This window comes from Streptomyces sp. PR69 (genome assembly GCF_026420845.1).
Taxonomy (GTDB): Bacteria; Actinomycetota; Actinomycetes; order Streptomycetales; family Streptomycetaceae; genus Streptomyces.
The window spans coordinates 50424-72213 of sequence record NZ_JAOWCB010000008.1; the positions used below are offsets into that span (position 1 = coordinate 50424).

The following is a 21790-nucleotide window of genomic DNA, read 5'->3' on the forward strand; positions in this document are numbered from 1 at the left end:
CCCGTGGCGCATCTGCTGCAAGGCCCGTCGTGGTGGAGGGCGACAACCCCTCCGGGTCACGCACGCCCGTGACGTCGCCCGCGCGCGCAGTGATTCCGTGGCGAACGCCTGGCGCGACAGGACAGCGAACGCGGCAGAGCGAAGTCGCCTCGGACGACACCCTCTCAACGGCCATGGCCGGATCTGGGGCAGGTGGACTGCGTCATGGGACGATGCAGGTATGAATCGACTGGCCGACTCTCAGTCGCCGTACCTGCTTCAGCACGCCTCCAATCCAGTGGACTGGTGGCCATGGGGGCAGGCGGCGTTCGACGAGGCGAAGCGACGCAATGCACCCGTACTGCTGTCGGTCGGTTACTCTTCGTGTCACTGGTGTCATGTGATGGCGCACGAGTCGTTCGAGGACGACGAGACCGCCGCGTATCTCAACGAGCACTTCGTGGCCGTCAAGGTCGACCGCGAGGAGCGGCCGGATGTCGACGCCGTGTACATGGAGGCCGTACAGGCGGCGACCGGGCAGGGCGGCTGGCCCATGACCGTGTTTCTGACCGGGGACGCGGAGCCGTTCTACTTCGGCACGTATTTCCCGCCCGCGCCCCGGCACGGCATGCCGTCCTTCCGGCAGGTGCTGGAAGGGGTGGCGGCCGCATGGGACGAGCGGCGTGAGGAGGTCGGGGAGGTCGCCGGGAAGGTCGTGCGCAATCTGGCTGCCCGCTCGCTCGCGTTCGGCGGTGAGGGTGCGCCCGGCGGGGAGGAGCAGGCGCAGGCGTTGCTGGCGCTGACCAGGGAGTACGACGACCGGTACGGCGGGTTCGGCGGCGCGCCCAAGTTTCCGCCGTCCATGGTGATCGAGTTTCTGCTGCGGCACGCGGCCCGCGCCGGAGCGGAGGGCGCGCTGCAGATGGCCGCCGACACCTGCGAGGCGATGGCGCGCGGCGGGATCTACGACCAGCTCGGCGGGGGCTTCGCACGCTACTCCGTGGACCGGGAGTGGACGGTCCCGCACTTCGAGAAGATGCTGTATGACAACGCCCTGCTGTGCCGGGCGTACGCGCATCTGTGGCGGCAGACCGGTTCCGAGCTGGCCCGGCGCGTGGCGCTGGAGACGGCCGACTTCATGGTCCGTGAACTGCGCACCCCGGAGGGCGGGTTCGCCTCCGCGCTCGACGCGGACTCCGACGACGGGACGGGCAGGCATGTGGAGGGCGCGTACTACGTGTGGACGCCCGAACAGCTCATCGCGGCGCTGGGGGAGGACGACGCCGAGTACGCGGCCCGTTACTTCGGCGTCACCCGTGAGGGCACCTTCGAGCGCGGGGCGTCCGTGCTGCAGCTGCCGCAGATCGGCGGGGTGCTGGACGCCGGCCGGGTCGAGGACATCCGGGCCCGGCTGCTGGCCGCGCGGGAGGAGCGGGCGCGGCCCGGCCGGGATGACAAGGTCGTGGCCGCCTGGAACGGGCTGGCGATCGCCGCGCTCGCCGAGGCGGGCGCGTACTTCGACCGGCCCGACCTGATCGAGCGCGCCACGGAGGCGGCCGATCTGCTGGTGCGCGTGCACCTGGACAAAGGGGCCCGGCTCGCCCGCACCTCCAAGGACGGCCGCGCGGGTGGGAACGCCGGAGTGCTGGAGGACTACGCGGACGTCGCCGAAGGCTTCCTCGCGCTGGCGGGCGTCACCGGCGAGGGCGTATGGCTGGAGTTCGCCGGGCTGCTGCTGGACATCGTGCTGGACCAGTTCGCCGGGGAGGGCGGCGCGCTGTACGACACCGCCCATGACGCCGAGCAGCTCATCCGCCGCCCGCAGGACCCGACGGACAACGCCGCCCCGTCCGGCTGGTGCGCGGCGGCCGGTGCGCTGCTGTCATACGCCGCGCACACCGGCTCCGAGGCGCACCGCAGCGCCGCCGAGGGCGCGCTCGGCGTGGTGAAGGCGCTCGGCCCGCGCGCGCCGCGGTTCATCGGCTGGGGGCTCGCGGTCGCGGAAGCCCTGCTCGACGGGCCACGGGAGGTGGCGGTCGTGGGGCCCGAGGCCGAGCCGGCGACCCGCGAGCTGCACCGTACGGCCCTGCTGGCCCCGGCGCCGGGAGCGGTCGTCGCCGTGGGGGAGGCGGGCGGCGAACCGGAGTTCCCGCTGCTGCGGGACCGGCCGCTCGTCGGAGGGCTGCCCGCCGCGTACGTCTGCCGCAACTTCACCTGCGACGCACCCACCACGGACGCGTCGGAACTCGCCCGCAAGCTCACCGGCTGACGCCGTCGCCGCCGCGGCACGCGCTGTCGGGCCGATTCCGGCTCAGAGAGTGAGGCCCCGCCCCAGCGTGTCCAGAGCCCTGTCGAGCAGCGCGGCCGGATCGTCGCGGCAGCCGCGCTCCGCCCAGTAGACCGCGGTCTCCTGGAGCGCCGACAGCGCGGCCGAGGTGAAGACCCGCGCCTGAAGGTCCGCCGGGTCGCGCCCCGTACGCTCCGCGATCACCGGGGCCAGCCGCCGGCCCGCCTGGGACATCGACTCCGCCATCCGCGCCCGTACGGCGGGGACTTCGGCCAGCAGCCGCGACCGCTGCTCCATCTCCTCCGGGGCCTCGGTGAACATCGCGCCCAGCGTCTGGTGCAGCAGGACCCGCAGCGACTCGATGGGCGGCTCGTCCGCGGGGCGGGCGCGCAGAGCCGTCTCCAGCATGGGGTCGTACCCGTCCGTGAGGACGACCGTCAGGACGATGTCCTCCTTGGTGGGGAAGTAGCGGAACACCGTGGACGGCGAGACCTCGGCCGCCTCCGCGATCTGCTCGACGGTCGTCGCCTCGTACCCCCGCTCGGCGATCAGCCGGCAGGCGGCCCGCCGGATCGCCAGCCGCGTCTTGATCTTCTTGCGTTCCCGCAGGCCGAGGGCGGCGGGCGCGGCGGAGGGAGGACGTGCGGGTGCGGCCATGCCGCCTATTGTCGTGCACCCTTCCCGGGCCGCCGGCAGACGCGTGCGCGGGCGCATGCCGGCATCTGGACCGGCTCGCTCCGGCCGCGTCGTCAGGATGATGTACACCTGGCGGCCGCGGCGTTGTGCGCCACGGCCGCCAGAAGGGTGCGGGGCCCGGTCAGGACGCCTGATAGGCGACCAGCGAGATGCCCACGTAGTGCACGACGAACGCCGCGAGTGTGAAGGAGTGGAACACCTCGTGGAAGCCGAACCACCGCGGTGAGGGGTTCGGGCGCTTGATCCCGTAGATCACTCCGCCCGCGCTGTAGAGCACACCGCCGACGATGACGAGCACCAGCACCGCGATCCCGCCGGCGCGCATGAAGTCGGGCAGGAAGAAGACGGCCGCCCAGCCCATCGCGAGATAGCAGGGTGTGTACAGCCAGCGCGGCGCGCCCACCCAGAAGACGCGGAAGGCGATGCCCGCCGCCGCGGCCGCCCATACCGCCCACAGCAGCGTCCGGCCGGTGGAATCCGGGAGAAGCAGCACGGTCAGCGGGGTATAGGTGCCCGCAATGATCAGAAAGATATTGGCGTGGTCGAGCCGGCGCAGCACGGCTTCGGCGCGCGGTCCCCAGTTCCCCCGGTGGTAGAGCGCGCTCACGCCGAACAGCAGACAGGCGGTGAGCACATAGACCGCACAGGCGATCCGGGCGCGGGTGGTGTCGGCGAGCGCCGTGAGCACCAGCCCGGCGACCACGACGGCGGGGAACATCCCGGCGTGCAGCCAGCCGCGCAGTCGTGGCTTCAGCAGATGGTGGTGGCGGTCCGCGGATATCTCGTTCTCGGCTGTCGTCGTTGCTGTCTCGGCTGTCTCGGCTGTCTCGGTCGCTTCGGGCACGGCGGCGGCAGTCATGACGGGATGGTACCTACGGAGCCGTAGGCGCAGGGCCCCGTCTTCGTCACAGCGTGCCGCCGCCTCCAGGCGAAACATGTGCCACACCCTGGCGAATCAGGAGTGACACACGAGTGGCCATGCTCACGTGAGAGGCCCTCTGGACATATGGGCAGCAGACATCGATGATCAGATGAGTGCGATCGGCACCGGATGAGCGCCAGAGATCCACACCGTGAAGCATCCGGGTCGCGGCCCCCAAGGGGCAACCAACTACAAAACCCCTCATTTAGGAGCAACCGTGGCGCGCGACATCGCGGCTCCCGACACCGTCCCCACCACCCACCAGGAGCTCATCGCCTGGGTAGACGAGATCGCAGCAATCACGCAGCCGGACAGCGTCGTCTGGTGTGACGGTTCCGAGGCCGAGTACGAGCGCCTGTGCGAGGAGCTCGTCGCCAAGGGCACCTTCCGGAAGCTCGATCCGATCAAGCGCCCGAACTCCTACTACGCGGCGTCCGACCCGACCGACGTCGCCCGGGTCGAGGACCGCACATTCATCTGCTCCGAGAAGGAGGAGGACGCGGGCCCCACCAACCACTGGAAGGCCCCCGCCGAGATGAAGGAGATCTTCACCGGTGAGAAGGGCCTCTTCCGCGGGTCGATGCGCGGCCGCACCATGTACGTGGTGCCCTTCTGCATGGGCCCGCTGGGCTCGCCGCTCTCCGCCATCGGCGTCGAGATCACCGACTCCGCGTATGTCGCGGTCTCCATGCGCACCATGACCCGGATGGGCCGGCCCGTCCTCGACGAGCTGGGCTCCGACGGCTTCTTCGTCAAGGCCGTCCACACTCTGGGCGCCCCGCTGGAGCCCGGACAGGCGGACGTCCCCTGGCCGTGCAACTCCACCAAATACATCTCGCACTTCCCCGAGACCCGCGAGATCTGGTCGTACGGCTCCGGCTACGGCGGCAACGCCCTCCTCGGCAAGAAGTGCTACGCGCTGCGCATCGCCTCGGTCATGGCGCGTGACGAGGGCTGGCTCGCCGAGCACATGCTGATCCTCAAGCTCACCCCGCCGGAGGGGGAGCCCCGCTATGTCGCCGCCGCCTTCCCCTCCGCCTGCGGCAAGACCAACCTCGCGATGCTGGAGCCCACGATCTCCGGCTGGACGGTGGAGACCATCGGCGACGACATCGCCTGGATGCGCTTCGGCGAGGACGGCCGGCTGTACGCGATCAACCCGGAGGCCGGCTTCTTCGGCGTCGCGCCCGGCACCGGCGAGCACACCAACGCCAACGCCATGAAGACGCTGTGGGGCAACGCCGTCTTCACCAATGTGGCCCTCACCGACGACGGCGACGTGTGGTGGGAGGGCATGACCGAGGAGCCCCCGGCCCACCTCACCGACTGGAAGGGCAACGACTGGACGCCCGAGTCCGAGACCCCGGCGGCCCACCCGAACGCCCGCTTCACCGTGCCCGCCGCGCAGTGCCCGATCGCCGCGCCCGAGTGGGAGGACCCCAAGGGCGTCCCGATCTCCGCGATCCTCTTCGGCGGCCGCCGCGCCACCGCCGTCCCGCTGGTGACCGAGTCGTTCTCCTGGCAGCACGGCGTCTTCCTCGGCGCCAACGTCGCCAGCGAGAAGACCGCCGCGGCCGAGGGCAAGGTCGGCGAGCTGCGCCGCGACCCGTTCGCGATGCTGCCGTTCTGCGGCTACAACATGGGCGACTACATGGCCCACTGGATCAAGGTCGGCGCCTCCGCGGACCAGTCCAAGCTGCCCAAGATCTACTACGTGAACTGGTTCCGCAAGAACGACGCCGGGAAGTTCGTCTGGCCCGGCTTCGGCGAGAACAGCCGTGTGCTGAAGTGGATCGTCGGACGTCTGGAGGGAACCGCCGAGGGCGTCGAGACCCCCATCGGCATCCTGCCGGCCAAGGGCTCCCTGGACACCGAGGGCCTGGAGCTGGCCGAGGAGGACCTCGACTTCCTGCTCAAGGTCGACACGGACGTCTGGCGTGAGGAGGCCGCGCTGATCCCCGAGCACCTCAACACCTTCGGCGACCACACGCCGAAGGAGCTGTGGGACGAGTACCGCGCGCTGGTGGCCCGTCTGGGCTGAGCCGGCCGGGCCGGCCCCGCTCCCGAATGCCGCGGCGGGCCTCCTGACTCCGCCCTGACCTGTGGGTCATCCCGGCCCGCCGCACACCACGGCCCCCGAAGCTCCCTCAAGCCTTCGGGGGCCGTACTGCGTACCCGGTATCTGGCATCTCGTGCCTGGTGTCTGCGAGCGGTCGCCGGTCAGCCGCCGTCCACATAGGCGCGGGCGGCGACCATCACATCTCTGAAGCGGCCTTCTGAGATCACCGTCAGCGGGGCTTCGTCCTCCAGCTGGGGATTCATCCCGATCAGCCAGGCCCGCGCGGTGTAGAGACTCTCCGCGTCCTGGATCAGCTGGAACACCTGCAGGGCGGCGCGCAGCCGCTCCTCCGCGTCCTGGCGGGGTACCGACTCGCCCGACGCCCACTTGCCGACCTGCCGAGGATCGCTGATGTTGGTGATCCGCGCGGTCAGCCGCTGGCCGAGATTGTCCTGCAGGAAGCGCGCGATGTCCGCGATGGACATGCGGACGGTCGCGGCATGGGCGCGCTCGGCACTGGCCGCACTCTTGGGCAAAACTCTGACGCCGACCTCGGGGCTCTGGGTGGTGGGCATAACGGCTCCCCCCTGCTCCCCCTGCGTGCGCCGGATGCGCGCAGCACCCGATTCCCTCGGTCTGCGGAAGCAGTTGATCGTCTTGGATGTAGCTGCTGCCAAGCTGGCTTGGTGTATGAAGGCTACCCGTAATCCACATCCAACTCCACTGCCTCTGCATAGAGTTCACCGGTCTTGAGTAGGCGTCAAGTGATTTCCCAACCTCGGCGTTGCCGTACTGAGCTGCGGAATCTGCGACTTTCCCGCGGCTGGGGCGGGGCGGCGGACTTGGCGGAATTCAGCCGTGTGGGCGAGTGGGGTACGCGGTGGTCTTCCGGTGGGTCAGCGGATGGTGAGTCCGTACTCCTCTGCCACCGTGCGCAGTTCCTCGGCCTCCGGCCAGATGGGCTGCGACTCGATCTCCTCAAGGTCGACATCGCTGAAGACGGCCCAGCACTGGCGCAGTCCGAAGCGGGAGCGGTAGGCGATCCCGTGGATCAGCCGGCCCTGCCGCTCCGTGCGCTGCGCTATCGCCCAGGCCGAGATCAGCCGGGTCACCCTGCGGTCCGGGCCCTGGATGCTCTCCTGCGTCAGGCAGTCGACGCCCAGCCGCCCCAACTGCTCCTTCAGCTCAGCAGAGAGTGTGAGCAGCGTCTGCTCGTCGTCGACGTCCAGGAACCGCGCCTCCTTGTCCGGCCGCAGCCGCACCAGCGTGTGCCGGGTGCGCCAGTCCCGCGGCAGATGGCCCGGCGGCATATAGGCCTGCTGCTGCCAGTCGTCGTCGATGACCGCGCGCAGCTCGGGAGCCACCCGGAAGGGGGCCAGCGCCTCGGCGAAGCAGCCGTCCAGCTCGGAGGCGCAGTACAGCGTGCCGTAGCTGACCAGGCTCCAGCGGCTGCCGCCCGAACGGCTGTCGTCCTCCGGGCTGATGTAGGTGTACTTGCGGGGGTCCTTCGCCTTTCCCAGCCGCCACACCCCGCGCTCCGGCGCCGGGATGAGTCTCGCTCCTAACACTGTCCCCTCGCTCATGCACCGCTCCTCATCCCGGTGATCGGTCAGGTTCGCCGTCTGCCGGCTCCCGAACGATCATCTTCTGACGCCGGGCACGCCCGAGGTGCGCACTTGGGCGATTCCACCAGGGGCGCACAAAGGACTTCAGGGGGCGCATTGCCGGAAGTCAGGGGGCGCGCGGCGGGCGCCGTCAGCCGGGGGCGGGCAGATCGAGGTCCGCGTCCAGCTCCAGCAGCGCGACGCCGGCGTCGCCCGCGATCGCCAGGGCCGGGCCGTGCGCCGAGAGCGCGCGGACCCGGCTGCCCGCGGCCAGCAGCAGGACACAGCGTGACGTCGCCGCGTCCCAGAAGCGGACCGTGCCGTCCCGGGCGGCGCTCGCGACGAACGAGCGGCGCGCGCCGGACGACGTCACCGCCGTCCAGGCGGCGACCGCCTCCACCGCCTCCGTATGCCCGCGCAGCACCGCGCCCAGCGGCGCGTACGTCGTGAGGTCCCACAGCCGTACGGTGCCGTCGTCGCCGCCGCTGACGAGGAACGGCGGCAGCGGGCCGCCGGGCCCCGGCCCGGCCCCGAAGGCGACGGCGTTGACGAAACCCTGACGGCAGGTCAGCACCCGGCCGGGGCCGCCGGACGCCGGCTCCGCCACCCGCACCGTCCCGTCAGTGCTGCCGGAGGCGATCCAGCCCCCGCCGCGCCCGTCGGACGCCGCGGCCACGGCGCGCACCCGGAAGGCGTGCCGCCAGCGCAGCAGCGGCTGCCCGGTCGTCAGATCCCACACCCGTACGGTGCGGTCGTCGCCGCCGCTCACGGCGACGGGCACCCCGCCGGAGGGCCCGGAGACTCCGGGGAGCCCGGACAGCACGGCCGACGCGAGGGACCGCACCGGCAGCGAATGCCCCTTGAGCGGAGGGAAGGCCTCGGCGGCGCGGCCGGGGTCCCGGGGAGCCGGGTCCCAGGCGCGTACGGCGCCGTCGGCCGCCGCCCACAGCAGCAGCCCCGGGCCGTGGGGCGTGGCGGGCGTCCACGCCAGAGCGGAGACCGGATGCCGCGGAGCCGTGCCGAAACCGGCGTCGGGCTCGCCGGTGCCGGTGTCCCACAGCTGCACCCGCGCCGAGGTGTAGCCGACCGCCAGCCGCGGTGCGGAGCGGCGGCCTCCGGCGACGAGCGTGGCCGTGACGGCCGAAGGCGTCGGGTCGACGCCGTCCGCGGCACGGCGCAGGTCGTGGCCGTCCCAGAGCCGCACCGTGTTGTCCCGCGCCACCGAGGCGAGCCGGGCGGGCCCGTCCGCGGGCAGAGCGCACAGCGCGGTCACGGCGTCCCCGTGCCCGGTGAGCCGCCCCGTACACCGGCGCGCGCCGACGTCCCACAGGTCGACGACGGTTTTGGGGCCCGCCGCGGCGAGCAGCTCCCTGCCGTCGTCGGACCGCAGGGCCATCAGGGCGGTGACGGGCTCTCCCTCGCCGGGCAACACGGCCCGCACCCCGCCGGAGCCTGCCCCGCCGCCGAGGTCCCACAGCGTGAGGGAGCCGTCCGCGTGTCCGGTGGCCACCTGGCCGGGGACGCCCGTGCCGGCGCAGGCACGCACCGGAGCATCCGAGACCGGGTGTTCGTACAGCAGGTGCGGGGCGGCGGCGGTCCCGTCGTCGGAGACGTCCCACACGCGCAGCGTGCGCCCCGCCCCCACCAGCAGCCGGCGGCCGTCGGGCCCGGCGGCGAGCGTGAGCGCGAAGGCCGCCCGGTCCCGCCGGTGGGCGGCCAGCTCCGCGAGCCGGCGCGCGCCCGCGCCCTCCCGCCACAGCGTGACGGAGCCGTCCCCGCCGGCCGCCGCCACCCGCAGCCGGCCCTCGGCGTCGCGCCAGCCCGCGACCGCCGCGATCCAGGCCGAGCCGCGGAGCGCCATATGGTGCACCAGGGTGCCCCGGCCGGTGTCCCAGACGCGTACGACGCCGTCCGCACTGCCCGACACGAGGTCTCCCGCGCCCGAGGCGCGGGGCACGAAGTCCAGGCACCGCACGGCCCCGTCGTGGGCCGGTATCCGGTCTCCGACGCCCGCGCCCGTCGTCGCGTCGACCAACTCGATGCCGCCCGCCTCGTTGCCGACCGCGAGCAGGGGCGTCCCGCCGGGACCGGCCGCCGCCGTGAGGGACAGACCGCGGTGGCCCAGCGTCGTCAGGACGTTGGACGGGGGCGACCAGCGCGACCACAGCACCCGCAGCCGCGAGCCGTCGAGGTCCGCGGCATCCCGCGGCAGCCGCGCGTACGGGACGCCGGGGTGCCGCAGCGCGGTGTACGCCAGATGGAGGCTGGAGCGGCGTGACGCGACGTCGGCGTCCCGCAGATACGGCTCGATCGCCGCCCACGCGGCGAGCCACGACTGCTGCGCCCGGCCGGAACGGGGCAGGCCGAGGAGCCCCCGTACGCCGTCGCCGGAAAGCCACGGCAGCAGCGCGGGAGGCACGTGCGTGTCGTCGAGCACCCCGCCGAGCGCGGCGTGCCCCGCCAGATGCCGCCGCAGATACGGATGCGGGGCCCCGGCCCCGCCCCCCTCCGCCAACTCCGCGAGCGCGGCGGCGATCCGCGCGTGCGCCGCGCGTTCGGCGTCGGCGGGCGTTTCGGCGCCCGCCGAGCCGCTGCCCGGGACGGAGCCCCCGGTGCCGGGACCCCCGGCCCCGGCACCGGTCGCGGTCCGTGCGTGGGCAGTGTGTCCGGCGTGGCCGGGTGGATCTGTGGCCGCCGGGTTGCCGTCGGCCGGCGGGGTGGGTGTGGCCGCGACAGGCCGGCCGGTCGCGTGTCTCCCGTCGCCGGGAGGAGCGTGGGCCGCCCGGCCGTCGCCGGGGGCGGCGCTGCCGGTTTCGCCGGTCTGCGTCAGTGCCGCGAGCGCCGCGGGTTCGGCGTTGCCGGGTGCTGCGGCGTCCGCCGGGCCGCCGCGGGGCGCGGGGTCTCCGGTCTCGGTGGGCAGTTCAGGGGCCGCCGGGCCGCAGCCGGGTGCCGGGGGCGTGGTGTTCTCGTTCGGTTCCGGTGCGTCCGGTGTCATGTGGTCGTTCCCCCCGCCTCGTATCGCGGCCAGCGGCGCAGCATCGCCGCCAGTTGTTCGTGCGCCGGGCGGTACACCACGCGGTCGTCTTCGCTGTCGTGCGTGAGATACCCGGCCAGCCGGCCTTCCAGCAGCTGGCGGATCTTCTCGTCCGCGTGCTCGATGCGCGTCCCCAGCAGGGCTTCCGCCGCCGCGGGCCACACCCGCTCCCAGGGGATTCCGCGGCCCAGGCCGAAGGCCGTGGCCCGCAGCAGCGCCGTCGCCTCGACGGCTTTCAGGCCCTCGTCCGCGACCCGGCGGAGGTCTTCCTCGAACAGGCCCACCGTGCCGCGGTCGAGCCGGTCGAGCCACCGCGGGTCGCCGAGCAGCGCGGCCGCGTCGCCGCGGCGGAGCTGTTCGGCGGCCAGCCGGGCGTCGAGGAAGGACCGGCCCACGCGGGGTGCGACCACCCGCGCGGCCCGTTCGGCGAGGGCCGGGTCGGCGCTCCACGGCTCGCCGGACAGCAGGGCGGTCACATAGGCGGCGATGTCGTCCCGCACGCCGTCGCCGTCCGTGCGGACGACCCGGGCCGCGGGGAAGGCGGCCAGCAGCTCCCCGAGCAGTCCGCCGGGGCTCGCGGCGGCCGCGTCCGGTGCTCCCGGGACGCTGCTGCGCACCCCGAGCAGCAGCCGCAGCCCCCGCCGCGCGGGAAGCGGCGGCGGCAGCGGAGCGGGTCCGTCCGCCTGGCCGGGCGCCTGCGCAGGAACCGGGGCCGCGCCCGTGCCGCACGGCCCGCCCGCATAGGCGGCGAGCGGGGCCAGCACATCGCGTACGCAGGCGAGGGGCGCGGGCGACTCGTCGAGGCCGTCGACCACGATGGTCACCGTGCCGTCCGCCGCGCCGTCCCCCGAGCCGTCCGCCGTACGGCTCTTGGTGAAGACCTCACGCAGCCGCTGCTGCCACTGCCGCAGCGCGTCCGCCGCCGGACGGGACGGATCAGGCTCACAGCCGAGCCGCACCCCGATGGCCTCGATCAGGCTCAGCGGCCCCCGGTTGCGGGCCGACACGGCGACCTGCACCGAGCCCTCGGCGGGAACGCCGTCCACGGGCGCCCTGCGGACGGCGTCCGCGTACCGCGGCGACGCACGGAACGCCGGATCGCTGAGCGTCACGGCACGGGCCAGCACCGCGGACTTCCCGCTGGCGGCCGCGCCCGTGACGACGAGCACACCCGCCGGGCCCTCGACGAAGCGCGCCAGCCGCCGGTTGAGCTCCCGGCGTCCGGAGAAGTACCAGCCGGGGTCGTCGGCGTCGGCGCGGCCGCTGGCCCGGTCCAGCCAGTACTCCAGCTCGTCGTGCGTCGCGGCGACTTCCGCGCGGGCCGGGGTGACGGCGGCGCGCCGCGGCCGGTAGCCGGGGTTGGGCAGCGTCGGCGTGCGCACGCTCAGCCGGGACTGCAGCACCGGACGGGGGCCCGGCAGCGACAGCGCCCGCTCCTCGTTGAGCCGGTCGGTGGCCCGCTCCAGGGCCTGGAGGAACTCGGACAGCGACAGATGGCGACGGGTGATGCCCGCGGCGTCCTTCAGCCAGTCGTACGCCATCCGCAGGATCTGCGCGAACTCCCGGCCCATCACGGGGGTGCGCGCGGCCGTGGTCGCCAGCACGTTCAGCGTGCCCCCGGCCGTACGCTCCCGGGCGAGATCGTGCACCAGCGCGGACAGTTCGGAGCTGATGCCGCCCGCCTCGCAGGCGTTCACGATCACCAGGACATGGCGGGCCGGGGAGTCGAGCGCGGCGACGACGACGTCGTTCGTGGGCATGCCGGTGGCCAGCAGCCGGTCCGGGTCGGTGCCGGGCAGCAGCAGGAAGTGCCGGTTGGACGCGCCGATCGCGCCATGGGAGGTGACGTAGACGACGAGCGCCTCGTCCTCCCCGGTCTCCCGGATGCCCGACGTGTGCAGAAACCGCTCCACGTCGTGGCGCTCCTCGGGCGATCTGAGGAGCGTCTGCACGAAGCCTTCGCCCGGCGTGGCGCCCGTCGCCCACCACTCCGTGACGATGGCGAGCTGTTCGTCGACGGCCTTGGCGAACTCCGGCTCGCCGTCGTCGTCCACCGCGACGATGACCAGCGAACCGCTGCCCGCCGAGCCGTCTCCGCCGGGCTCAGCCGTCTCGCGCCCGGACGGCTCGGGCCCGGACGGCTCGGGCCCGGACGGCTCGGGCCCGGACGGCTCGCGCCCGGACGGCTCGCGCTCAGCCGTCTCGGGCAACCCCGCAGGCCGGACGACCGGCGGCCCCGGTCTCCCGGCTAACGCGGTCTCTCCACGGGCCCCGTGCCGCCCGCTGCCTCCATATCCCCCGCGTTCCCCGCGCATGTTCCCTATTGTTCACAGCCATGAATGAGCACAGGGCGGTTCTGACCGAAGACCGCACCCAGGACGCCGTCGTCATCGTGCCCGGCATCATGGGCAGCGAGCTGTACGACACGGTCGCCCAGCGGACCGTGTGGGGCTTATCCGGTGTGAGCTGGCTGATCCGGGCGTGGACCCGGCCCCAGGGGCTGGAACCGCTGCGGCTGACGCCCGCCGAACGGGTCGGCGCACTCGGCCGGATCAAGGCGGTCGGGCTGCTGCGGCACTCGTCCTGGACGCCGTATCTGCAGGGGCTCGAACCGTACACAGAGCTGGCCGAGACGGTCCGTCAGTGCGTCGCGCACCCCGCGGCCGTGCTGGAATTCCCCTACGACTGGCGGCTGTCGGCGGCTTTCAACGGCAAGCTGCTCGCCGAGGCCGCGCGCCGCCATCTCAGCGCCTGGCGGGCGCACCCCGCGCATGACGAAGCCCGCCGCAACCGCGTCGACGAACGCCCGGCGCGGCTGGTCTTCGTCGCCCACTCCATGGGCGGTCTGGTCACCCGCGCGGCGCTCGACCCCGGCCATGACAGCGAGCTGGCCGCCGACACCCGCGCCGTCCTCACCCTCGGCACTCCGTTCCACGGCGCGGTGAAGGCGACGGCGATCCTCAACACCGGACGCGGCGCCCCCGTACCCCTGCCGCACCGGCAGCTGCGGGACGTCACCGCCGGAATGCCGGGGCTGCACGATCTGCTGCCGCACTACGCCTGCCTCATCGACGGGGACACCGTCCGCACGCTTCAGCCGGGGGATGTCGCCTCCCTGGGAGGGGACGCGGAACTCGCCCGCGCCGCCGCCGAGTCCCACCAGAGGCATACGGGGATCGCCCTGCCCGGCCACCGCGCGGTGGCCGGCATCCAGCAGACGACCCTGCAGAGCCTTGCCCTCCGCGACGGCGTCGCCGAACTGCACTGTCACGGCGTACGCCAGCACAGCAGCGGCGACTTCATCCGGGACCGGCGCGGCCGGCTGAGGTTCTTCGATGTGAAGGGCGACGGCACGGTCTACAAGGAGTCGGCGGCCGTCGGCCCCGCTGTCACTCCGCTGCCGCTTCAGCACGGAGCCGTCGCCTCCGACCGGATCGCGCTCAAGGCCGTCGCGGAGATGCTGCGCGACGACGAGCACCTCGGCCCGCCGCAGGGCGCGCCGGGGTGCGGTCTGGAGGTCCCCGACCTCGTGGAGGCGGGAGTCCCCTGGCCGGTCACGCTCAGCGGGGTCGACTCGCTGTCCGGGGTCCGCTGCACCGTCGCCCCCGCGGACGCCCCGGCTGCCGGCGGCGCGGCCACCCGGCAGCTCAGGCTCGGCTGGGGCGACGGCCGGGTGCGCGCCACCGCCACCCTGCCCGCTCCCGGCCTGTACCGGATCGCCGTCCGCACTCTCGACGGCCATACGGTCACCCAGCTGGTCCTCGCCACCGGCCCCGACGGGGCGGCGGACTGCTGAGGCGGCGGACTGCTCAGGCGTGACTGAGACGGCATCCGGCACCCGGCATCCGGCACTCGGGCATTCGGCACCCGGTCCACGGACCTCTACGGCTCGTGGACCGGGTGGTCAGCGGGCGCCGACCAGACGGAGCTCGTCCAGCGCGGCGGTGTGCGCGTCCATCCGCTCGGCGGCGAGGATCGCGGCGGCGGTGTCGGCACGGGACGCCGCGACCACCAGGGCGCGGCCCGCCAGCGTATGGGCGCGCCGGTGCAGGGCGGCGGGGTCTGTGCCGGACAGGGCGGCGTGGCGCGCGGGCGGTGCGCCCCGCAGCCGGGCCACCTGGGCGGCGATGCGGTCGCCCGCCTCCCGGAGCTCCAACTCGTCGGTGACGGCGAGCAGCGCGGCCAGATGACCGGCGAGCTGGATGTCCAGCTCCTCCTCGCGGCTGCGGTGCGGGAAGTCTGCCTCGCCGGCCATCGTGTGGACCGACTTGGTGCGGATCGGCTCGTACATGGGATGGCCTCCTGCTCTTGGACAGAGACCATCCTACATTAGATTCAGTCTAAAGTTGACCCTGATCGGCCCGCGGTCCGGGCGTCGCTTCAGTGCTGGCCGTACCCCTCCAGGAAGTTCCCGATCCGGGTCACCGCGTCGGCCAGATCCTTGGCGTTGGGCAGGGTTACGATCCGGAAGTGATCGGGTTCATGCCAGTTGAACCCGGTGCCGTGCACGACCATGATCTTCTCGGTGCGCAGCAGATCGAGGACCATCTGCCGATCGTCCTTGATCTTGTAGACGGCAGGGTCGAGACGCGGGAAGAGATACAGCGCCCCCTTGGGCTTGACACAGGTCACGCCCGGGATCTGGGTCAGCAGCTCATATGCGGTGTCCCGCTGCTCCAGCAGCCGCCCGCCCGGCAGCACCAGATCCTCGATCGACTGCCTGCCCTGCAGCGCGGCGGCGACCGCGTGCTGCGCCGGCATATTGGCGCACAGCCGCATATTGGCCAGAATCGTCAGCCCCTCGATATACGAGGAGGCGTGCGCCTTGGGCCCGCACACGGCCAGCCAGCCGCTGCGGAAGCCCGCGACGCGGTAGTTCTTGCTCATCCCGTTGAAGGTGAGGACCAGCAGGTCGGGGGCGATCGCGGCGGTCGGGGTGTGGGTGACGCCGTCGTAGAGGATCTTGTCGTAGATCTCATCGGAGCAGACGGTCAGATGGTGCCGCCGGGCGATCTCCGTCAGGCCGCGCAGCGTCTCGTCGTCGTATACAGCCCCGGTCGGGTTGTTCGGATTGATGATCACCAGCGCCTTGGTTCGGTCGGTGATCCTGCGCTCGATGTCGGCGAGGTCGGGCATCCAGTCGGCCTGCTCGTCGCACCGGTAGTGCACGGCGGTCCCGCCGGCCAGCGACACGGCGGCGGTCCACAGCGGATAGTCCGGCGCGGGCACCAGCACCTCGTCACCGTCGTCCAGCAGCGCCTGCATGGACATCTGGATCAGCTCGGAGACGCCGTTGCCGAGGTAGATGTCCTCGACGGAGAGCGGGATGCCCTTGGTCTCGTAGTGGCTCATCACCGCCCGGCGCGCGCTGAGCAGGCCCTTCGCGTCCCCGTACCCATGCGCGTCCCCGAGGTTGCGCAGCATGTCCTCAAGGATCGCCGGCGGGCACTCGAAGCCGAAGGCGGCGGGGTTGCCGGTGTTGAGCTTGAGGATGCGATGACCGGCAGCCTCAAGCCGCATCGCCTCCTCGAGCACCGGCCCCCGGATCTCGTAACAGACGTTGGCGAGCTTCGTCGACTGGATCACCTGCATGTCCGCGAGCTTACGGCGGCGTGACGCAGAGCGCTCCGTGTTTTCTGACACGTGGGGGAGACCCCCGGGCCTCCCGGGGCGGGCCGCACCCGCCCCGGGAGGAGAACCGAGCCAGTGAAACTACGCCGGGCACTCCTTCCAGGCGAGGTGGTAGATCGTGTTCAGCTCGCCGTCGGTCGAGTCCATCGTCATAAAGCTGGTGGTCGTCGCGGGGTCGGAGCTCCCCGCGTAGACCCGCAGCTCGGTGTTGATGTTGAAGTTCCGCTGGGCCCCGCACGGCGCCCAGACGAGCTGCGCCCAGTCCGTCTCGTCGGTCGCCTGCCAGTTGTTGTCGTGCGGCCCATGGAAGGTGTGGTTCCGGGAGGCCGTGTTCGGCGAGCCCTGGAAGTAGTAGGAGGCCTTCTGGGTGCCGTACGCCCCGTCCTCCAGGCTGGCGTAGCCGCGGTAGTCCGCGCTGGCGATCGCGTAGGTGAAGCCCTGCGGCACATGCACGACCAGGCTGAGCTGGCAGTTCTTGCGGAAGTCGGTGGGCTTGGAGCCGAGCCCCACCATGGCGAGGTAGTCGCTGTAGGTGACGGTGAAGGCGGTGTTGTCCTCGGCCACGGCCACCGCCGCGGTGCCCTGGCGGCAGCCGGAGCCGTTCACCGTCGCGATCTCGATCGTCATCTTGTCCGGGTCGGCCGGGGGGCCGCTTGCCGCCGCGGAGGCCGGCTGGGCGCCGAGGAGCGAGGCGAGGAAGACCGCCGTCGCGCCGCCTGCTAACAGTGCGCGGGTCATGTTTTCTCCCGTCGGAGGGGTGTGAGGGGTTCCCGGGAACGAGACATTGCTGCGTCGTGCACATGTCAACTCTTCAATGAACTCCCGGACGCTCATGAAGGTCGGATGGCGTTTGGCATCGTAGTGCGGGGGCCATGGCTGCCAAGGGGTGTTCTCGGCCTACTCGGGCCGATACCGGGTGGGCGGGGTGGACCGGTGGGCGCGGGACCAATGACGACGGCCCTGGTGGGCGGGGGACCAAAGAGGGCGGCCCCGGAGAGCGGGATGTGCTCTCCGGGGCCGCGGGGCACGGTGGACGTGCCCGGTTTCCGCGCCGACGCCGTACGCCGGCGCGTCAGTCGTTGATGCAGACGTTGCCGAAGGCCGGGTTCAGCAGCGCGATGACGTTCACGGTGTTGCCGCAGACGTTCACGGGAACGTGCACGGGAACCTGGATGAGATTGCCCGACAGCACACCCGGGGAGCCGACGGCGGCGCCCTTGGCGCCCGCGTCGGCCATGGCGGGGGCGGCGGTGCCCAGGGCCATGATGACGCCTGCGGCGACGGCTACAACCTTCTTGTGCTTCATTTCGATCCTTTCAGCATCGGTGTCATACGCCGGCGCGACCTTCGCGCTGCGCAGTCAGTTTCCTGGTGGTGAACACCGCTGCGGTATCTGTAACGATTGAATTCCCGGAAAGAAACCGGCACGTGACTGACGGTCCGGCAAGTCACTCTTTTGCTCTGCCATTTGGGTGCGCCCCGGGCTCTGGTGTGTGAGATCCGGGGCGCACCCGCTTTCTGCGCCGGGCGCAGCTCAGCTGTTCGCGGCGCCGTTGCCCGAAAGAATCGGGATGTTGCTGAGGATGTGCGACAGCGGCTCGTCGCCCTTGGCCTGGGTCGAGTTCTCGGTGCACTGCTGGTACTGCGGGGAGGACAGGACATTGATGTCCTGGACGGTGACCGGCACAAAGCCGACGACCGAGCCGAGATTGGCCTTGGCCGGCAGTCCGATGCAGGGCTTGTTGAGCGAGCCCTGGATCAGACCGATCTGGGGGCTCATATGTCCGTGCGTGGCGAAGTTGCCGTAGTTCTGGTAGGCGCCGTTGCCGCTGAAGGACGTGGTGCCGCCGTCGTTTCCGATGGCCATGGCCTGTGGCGCCATCGCCGCTGAGGTGCCCGCCACGGAAGCGGTGACGGCCGCCGTGGCCAGAATCTTCTTGATCACTTTGTGTCCCTACTTGCTGTGAACGTTTGCTGTGAACGAACGACCGCGGAGACGAACGTGGAACGCAAACTGATCAACCGAACTCACCACGTTTGGTTCCGCGCCTTCACCCAAATGCCACGGCAGGCTGATGAGCTGTTTGTGCAGTCATCGGCGGAGGGGTGAACTCCCTCCGCCGATGGGCAGATCGCCGTGCCGAACGCGCCATGACCGCATGCGGCATGGTTGCCTCGCGGCGCACTGCGCCGCCGGCTGGAGGCGTGCATTCGGCAGTGGCTTCCCATGCACGGTCTGCATGAGCAATTCCAGCATGGGCGGCGGCCCGGCGGCTGCGTTCTTCACCCGTCTGCGGAATGAACTCTGCACTGAATGCGCGGGCTTTGCGGCTTCGCGGCATGACGAAGCCCCCGGGCACTGGCTTGTGCCGGGGGCTTCGTCGTGGTGCCCGCGGGAGGGCGGAGGCAGGTCTGCGTGCGTCGGTATTAGCTGCCGACGGCGCCGTTGCCCGAGAGGACCGGGATGTTGCTGAGGATGTGCGACAGCGGCTCGTCGCCCTTGGCCTGGGTCGAGTTCTCGGTGCACTGCTGGTGCTGCGGGGCAGACAGGACATTGATGTCCTGGACGGTGACGGGCACAAAGCCGACGACCGAGCCGACGTTGAGCTTGTTCGGCAGCCCGATGCAGGGCTTGTTCAGCGTGCCCTGGACAAGGCTCATCTGCGGGCTCATGTCGCCCTTGGTCTTCGCGTTGCCGTAGTTCTGGACCGCCCCGTTGCCGCTGAACGACGTCGGGCCGTTGTCATTGCCGATGGCCATGGCCTGCGGAGCCATGGTCGCGCCCGCTGCCGCCACGGAGACCGTGACCGTCGCCGTCGCCATAACCTTCTTGAGCATGTTCCGTCCTTCTGTTGCGTGGGATGCCCGCTGGTGGAGCTCCCTGGTCAACTGGCTGTAAATGGATTGGTTGCGTCACTTCACTCAATTGGCCCTCCGAGGGAAAAGCTCAAATATGCTCAGCAGAAACATGGCTGATAGGGCAACAGGGCTGAACGGGGGCAATGGGCCGTGGCGGCCGTGTCGGGGAGGGCGGTGATCTGTTGCCATCGGCGGGAGCCCCTCAGCGGGCAGAACATCGAGCAGAAGGTGCTATTTTCATGAAGAATGTCAAGAAGGCTGCCGTGGTGCTGGCCACCGCGGGCTTCGCTGTCGGCGCACCCGCGGGCCAGGCGTTCGCAGACGCCGGCGCCCACGGTGTCGCCTCCCACTCGCCGGGCGTCGGCTCCGGCAATCTGGGTCAGGTTCCCGTGCATGTGCCGATCAATGTCTGCGGCATTACCGCCCAGCTGGGCGGATTGCTGAACCCGGCCTTCGGCAACACCTGCGTGAACGACTGAGCTGACCTTCCCGTCCCCGTGGGGGCGTGAACGTCAGGGGAAACACAGCGAGGGAGGGTGCAGCCGGTCGACCGGCTGCACCCTCCCTCAGCGTTGGCGGCCCTCGGCGTCGCGGGGGCGCGGGAGGCTCAGCCGCCCAGCTCGACGCCGCCCAGCAGCGGGGTCAGCTGGCCGGCCGTCTTCAGGACCTCGCCGGGGGCATTGCCCTTCACATTGTTCAGATCGGCGGCGGTGTCCACGACCTTCTTGACCGGCGAACCCTCCTGCGTCAGATCCAGCGCGGGCAGTGAGTTGAGGGCCCCCGCGGCCTGGGCCGCGCCGCCGTTCAGGCTTGTCGCGGGCATCGGAACCGATTCCGCGGCCACGGCGGGAGAAGCGGCGCCCAGCGCCGCGACAGAGCCTGCAACGATCGCGGCAACCCTCGTGTACTTCATCTTTTCCAATCCCTTTCTCCGGCGACGCTCGCCGCCGTCGCCATGGGTAACGAGACTGCGGCGCGCGGGAAACCCCTTGTCACGTGCTTTTCTGTCTGTCACAGCGAGTGCAGGGAACCCCTGAAATCGCCGGTGCCGGGCCGCTCGAACGAACGGCCCGGCACCGGCAATTGCCAACGGAATCAGCTGTTGATGCAGGTGTTCCCGAAGGCGGGGTTCGCGATGCCGATGAGAATGTTGACGGTGTTGCCGCAGACGTTCACCGGTACATGCACGGGCACCTGGATCAGATTCCCGCTCAGCACGCCCGGCGAGCCCACGGCCACGCCCTTCGCGTGCGCGCCGCTGCCGTCGTCGTGTGCCGTCGCCGCGCCCGCGCCGCCCATCAGCAGGGCAGCCCCCGCCGTGACCGCCACGATGCCGGCCCTGACGTAACTCTTCATCGCTGTCACCGTTTCCCTTTCGCTTCGTGCCGCTTTGAGCCATGAAACATCCGCTTAACGAGCGTTCCTGAGCGAGGTTGTGGGCGATCACCCGTTGGGCTAATCCATATGGTGTAACAAGCGAGTCCGACGTGATTCCCAACTAGCTTTCTGAAAAAGTGCACTCCTGCTTTCGCATGTGATCGAGCCGGAGACATGGAGCGCCAGTCATGCCGAAGTCGACGGGGGCGCCCGGGTCGGCGGGCCTCGCTGCCCGCGGCGCCCTGGGAGCACTGCTTCTCCTGGCGCTCTGCGCTGTCCGGGTGACGGCCGCGCCGGCGGACGCCGCCGGCGCCGCGGCCTCCGCCGAACGGATTCCGTTCACCCAGCGCTACCACGCCGTGCACCACGGAGGCATCGTCAGGGCCGCCAACTCCGCCATCACCTGCACCTCCCCGGTGCGGCCGGCCGTCGGCAAGGCCGCCTCCTGCCAGGAGGTCAAGCGCGGCGCCGCCGGAGTCAACGGCGGCTTCGAAATGTTCTACAACGACCTCGACTCCGACCCCAACACCTACAACTCGACGCGCGCCGAACTGGTGCTCCCCGAGGGCTCGACCGTCCGCTACGCCCGGCTGTACTGGGGCGGCAATCTGCGGGTCAGCGAGCAGAAGCCGCCCGAGGACAACGGCCGCGCCCTGATCGCCGAGCCCGGCGGCCGGTACAAGGAAGTCCTCGCCGACACCCGCGTCGCCCACCGCGACGCGGACGGCGCCGACGCCTACCACGCGTCCGCCGACATCACCCCGCTGGTACGGCAGAGCGGCGCCGGGCTCTACACGGTCGCCCAGGTCAATGTGGCCAAGGGCAACACGGCCGTCGGCGCATGGGGCGGCTGGACCCTGGTCGTCGTCTACGAGAACGAACGCGAACCGCTGCGCCATCTGGCCCTGTGGGACGGCTTCGAGCGGCTCGACGCGGACCGCCCCGCCCAGACGGTGACGCTGCGCGGACTGCGCGTCCCGGCCAAGGCCGCAGGCCGGGCCGGCGTCATCGGCTACGACGGCGACCGCGGCGCACACGGCGACTCGATGACCGTACGGGCGGGCGGCGGAGCGCCCTACGCCGTCAAGGACGGCGTCAACCCCGCGGACGACATCATGAATTCCACCATCGCCGACTCCGGCCGCGCCGCCGCATTCGAACGCAGGCCCGCCCAGCAGAACACCCTCGGCTACGACTCCGATGTGTTCGACATCAGACCCGCCCTCTCACGGGGCGGCGCCGAGCTGGCATTCCGGTTCACCGCTGAGAGCAAGGGTTACTTTCTCGGCGCTCTCTTCGTTGAAACGGACTCCCGCCTCTGAACATTTCTCCGGAACCACAG

General features: G+C 71.4%; 19 protein-coding genes. 5 read left to right on the plus strand and 14 right to left on the minus strand.

From position 1 onward, the window contains the following. Positions 1–220: 220 nt before the first annotated feature. The gene (locus OF819_RS10270; protein WP_267243102.1) at positions 221–2248 is read left to right on the plus strand and encodes a thioredoxin domain-containing protein; all 2028 of its coding nucleotides are present in this window, start codon (positions 221–223) and stop codon (positions 2246–2248) included. A gap of 42 nt (positions 2249–2290) precedes the next feature. Here the strand turns inward: OF819_RS10270 and OF819_RS10275 are convergent, their stop codons facing one another. Next, positions 2291–2923, minus strand: a complete 633-nt coding sequence (locus tag OF819_RS10275; RefSeq protein WP_267243103.1) for a TetR/AcrR family transcriptional regulator — start codon at positions 2921–2923, stop codon at positions 2291–2293. Between the two features lie 160 nt (positions 2924–3083). After that, a complete protein-coding gene (trhA, locus tag OF819_RS10280; protein WP_267243104.1) occupies positions 3084–3821 on the minus strand; it encodes a PAQR family membrane homeostasis protein TrhA in 738 nt (245 codons plus the stop codon). Positions 3822–4101: 280 nt separating this feature from the next. Here trhA and OF819_RS10285 point away from each other — a divergent pair, with 280 nt between their 5' ends. Further along, positions 4102–5925, plus strand: coding sequence for a phosphoenolpyruvate carboxykinase (GTP) (locus tag OF819_RS10285; RefSeq protein ID WP_267243105.1), 1824 nt, complete (start codon positions 4102–4104; stop codon positions 5923–5925). 179 nt (positions 5926–6104) lie between these two features. Here the strand turns inward: OF819_RS10285 and OF819_RS10290 are convergent, their stop codons facing one another. From OF819_RS10290 to OF819_RS10305, 4 genes are all read right to left on the minus strand, one after another. Beyond that, positions 6105–6518 (minus strand): XRE family transcriptional regulator, encoded by a 414-nt coding sequence (locus OF819_RS10290; protein WP_267243106.1) that lies wholly within the window; start codon positions 6516–6518, stop codon positions 6105–6107. Positions 6519–6839: 321 nt separating this feature from the next. Beyond that, positions 6840–7526, minus strand: coding sequence for an RES family NAD+ phosphorylase (locus OF819_RS10295; protein ID WP_267243107.1), 687 nt, complete (start codon positions 7524–7526; stop codon positions 6840–6842). 172 nt (positions 7527–7698) lie between these two features. Then, positions 7699–10542, minus strand: coding sequence for a WD40 repeat domain-containing protein (locus OF819_RS10300; protein WP_267243108.1), 2844 nt, complete (start codon positions 10540–10542; stop codon positions 7699–7701). After that, on the minus strand, positions 10539–12791 hold the full coding sequence (locus tag OF819_RS10305; protein ID WP_267243109.1) for a hypothetical protein: 2253 nt from the start codon (positions 12789–12791) through the stop codon (positions 10539–10541). Before OF819_RS10305 ends, OF819_RS10300 begins: the two co-directional genes overlap by 4 nt. Before the next feature lie 125 nt (positions 12792–12916). On the opposite strand from OF819_RS10305, the gene OF819_RS10310 reads away from it, so the two are divergent. Beyond that, positions 12917–14377: a lipase/acyltransferase domain-containing protein gene (locus OF819_RS10310; protein ID WP_267243110.1), complete on the plus strand. Its 1461-nt coding sequence runs from the start codon at positions 12917–12919 to the stop codon at positions 14375–14377. 108 nt (positions 14378–14485) lie between these two features. On the opposite strand, the gene OF819_RS10315 is transcribed toward OF819_RS10310, so the two are convergent. From OF819_RS10315 to OF819_RS10340, 6 genes are all read right to left on the minus strand, one after another. Continuing rightward, entirely contained in the window at positions 14486–14872 is a 387-nt protein-coding gene (locus OF819_RS10315) for a hypothetical protein (protein ID WP_267243111.1), read from the minus strand. Positions 14873–14961: 89 nt separating this feature from the next. Beyond that, positions 14962–16173, minus strand: coding sequence for a pyridoxal phosphate-dependent aminotransferase (locus OF819_RS10320; protein ID WP_267243112.1), 1212 nt, complete (start codon positions 16171–16173; stop codon positions 14962–14964). Between the two features lie 120 nt (positions 16174–16293). Then, complete coding sequence (locus OF819_RS10325) at positions 16294–16950, minus strand: DUF4360 domain-containing protein (RefSeq protein ID WP_267243113.1); 657 nt, start codon at positions 16948–16950, stop codon at positions 16294–16296. A gap of 334 nt (positions 16951–17284) precedes the next feature. After that, entirely contained in the window at positions 17285–17518 is a 234-nt protein-coding gene (locus OF819_RS10330) for a chaplin (RefSeq protein WP_323748912.1), read from the minus strand. A gap of 228 nt (positions 17519–17746) precedes the next feature. Beyond that, entirely contained in the window at positions 17747–18157 is a 411-nt protein-coding gene (locus OF819_RS10335; protein ID WP_267243114.1) for a rodlin, read from the minus strand. 482 nt (positions 18158–18639) lie between these two features. After that, positions 18640–19050 carry a rodlin gene (locus OF819_RS10340; protein WP_267243115.1) on the minus strand — a complete coding sequence of 137 codons (411 nt, stop codon included), beginning with the start codon at positions 19048–19050 and terminating at the stop codon, positions 18640–18642. A gap of 260 nt (positions 19051–19310) precedes the next feature. On the opposite strand from OF819_RS10340, the gene OF819_RS10345 reads away from it, so the two are divergent. Beyond that, complete coding sequence (locus tag OF819_RS10345) at positions 19311–19550, plus strand: chaplin (protein WP_267243116.1); 240 nt, start codon at positions 19311–19313, stop codon at positions 19548–19550. Positions 19551–19678: 128 nt separating this feature from the next. On the opposite strand, the gene OF819_RS10350 is transcribed toward OF819_RS10345, so the two are convergent. Both OF819_RS10350 and OF819_RS10355 read right to left on the minus strand, forming a co-directional pair. After that, positions 19679–19894, minus strand: coding sequence for a hypothetical protein (locus tag OF819_RS10350; protein WP_323748913.1), 216 nt, complete (start codon positions 19892–19894; stop codon positions 19679–19681). Positions 19895–20166: 272 nt separating this feature from the next. Further along, positions 20167–20427: a chaplin gene (locus OF819_RS10355; RefSeq protein ID WP_323748914.1), complete on the minus strand. Its 261-nt coding sequence runs from the start codon at positions 20425–20427 to the stop codon at positions 20167–20169. Positions 20428–20636: 209 nt separating this feature from the next. Here OF819_RS10355 and OF819_RS10360 point away from each other — a divergent pair, with 209 nt between their 5' ends. Then, the gene (locus tag OF819_RS10360; RefSeq protein WP_267243118.1) at positions 20637–21770 is read left to right on the plus strand and encodes a DUF3344 domain-containing protein; all 1134 of its coding nucleotides are present in this window, start codon (positions 20637–20639) and stop codon (positions 21768–21770) included. The last annotated feature ends 20 nt before the right edge of the window (positions 21771–21790 follow it).

Bases quoted from the DNA above. Each gene is read 5' to 3' on its own strand.
- OF819_RS10360 (WP_267243118.1), top strand. From the start codon at position 20,637: ATGCCGAAGTCGACGGGGGCGCCCGGGTCGGCGGGCCTCGCTGCCCGC.
- OF819_RS10270 (WP_267243102.1), top strand. From the start codon at position 221: ATGAATCGACTGGCCGACTCTCAGTCGCCGTACCTGCTTCAGCACGCC.
- OF819_RS10300 (WP_267243108.1), bottom strand. From the start codon at position 10,542: ATGACACCGGACGCACCGGAACCGAACGAGAACACCACGCCCCCGGCA.
- OF819_RS10355 (WP_323748914.1), bottom strand. From the start codon at position 20,427: ATGAAGAGTTACGTCAGGGCCGGCATCGTGGCGGTCACGGCGGGGGCT.
- OF819_RS10320 (WP_267243112.1), bottom strand. From the start codon at position 16,173: ATGCAGGTGATCCAGTCGACGAAGCTCGCCAACGTCTGTTACGAGATC.
- OF819_RS10310 (WP_267243110.1), top strand. From the start codon at position 12,917: ATGAATGAGCACAGGGCGGTTCTGACCGAAGACCGCACCCAGGACGCC.
- OF819_RS10345 (WP_267243116.1), top strand. From the start codon at position 19,311: ATGAAGAATGTCAAGAAGGCTGCCGTGGTGCTGGCCACCGCGGGCTTC.
- OF819_RS10330 (WP_323748912.1), bottom strand. From the start codon at position 17,518: ATGAAGCACAAGAAGGTTGTAGCCGTCGCCGCAGGCGTCATCATGGCC.
- OF819_RS10295 (WP_267243107.1), bottom strand. From the start codon at position 7,526: ATGAGCGAGGGGACAGTGTTAGGAGCGAGACTCATCCCGGCGCCGGAG.
- OF819_RS10350 (WP_323748913.1), bottom strand. From the start codon at position 19,894: ATGCCCGCGACAAGCCTGAACGGCGGCGCGGCCCAGGCCGCGGGGGCC.
- trhA (WP_267243104.1), bottom strand. From the start codon at position 3,821: ATGACTGCCGCCGCCGTGCCCGAAGCGACCGAGACAGCCGAGACAGCC.
- OF819_RS10340 (WP_267243115.1), bottom strand. From the start codon at position 19,050: ATGCTCAAGAAGGTTATGGCGACGGCGACGGTCACGGTCTCCGTGGCG.
- OF819_RS10290 (WP_267243106.1), bottom strand. From the start codon at position 6,518: ATGCCCACCACCCAGAGCCCCGAGGTCGGCGTCAGAGTTTTGCCCAAG.
- OF819_RS10315 (WP_267243111.1), bottom strand. From the start codon at position 14,872: ATGTACGAGCCGATCCGCACCAAGTCGGTCCACACGATGGCCGGCGAG.
- OF819_RS10275 (WP_267243103.1), bottom strand. From the start codon at position 2,923: ATGGCCGCACCCGCACGTCCTCCCTCCGCCGCGCCCGCCGCCCTCGGC.
- OF819_RS10325 (WP_267243113.1), bottom strand. From the start codon at position 16,950: ATGACCCGCGCACTGTTAGCAGGCGGCGCGACGGCGGTCTTCCTCGCC.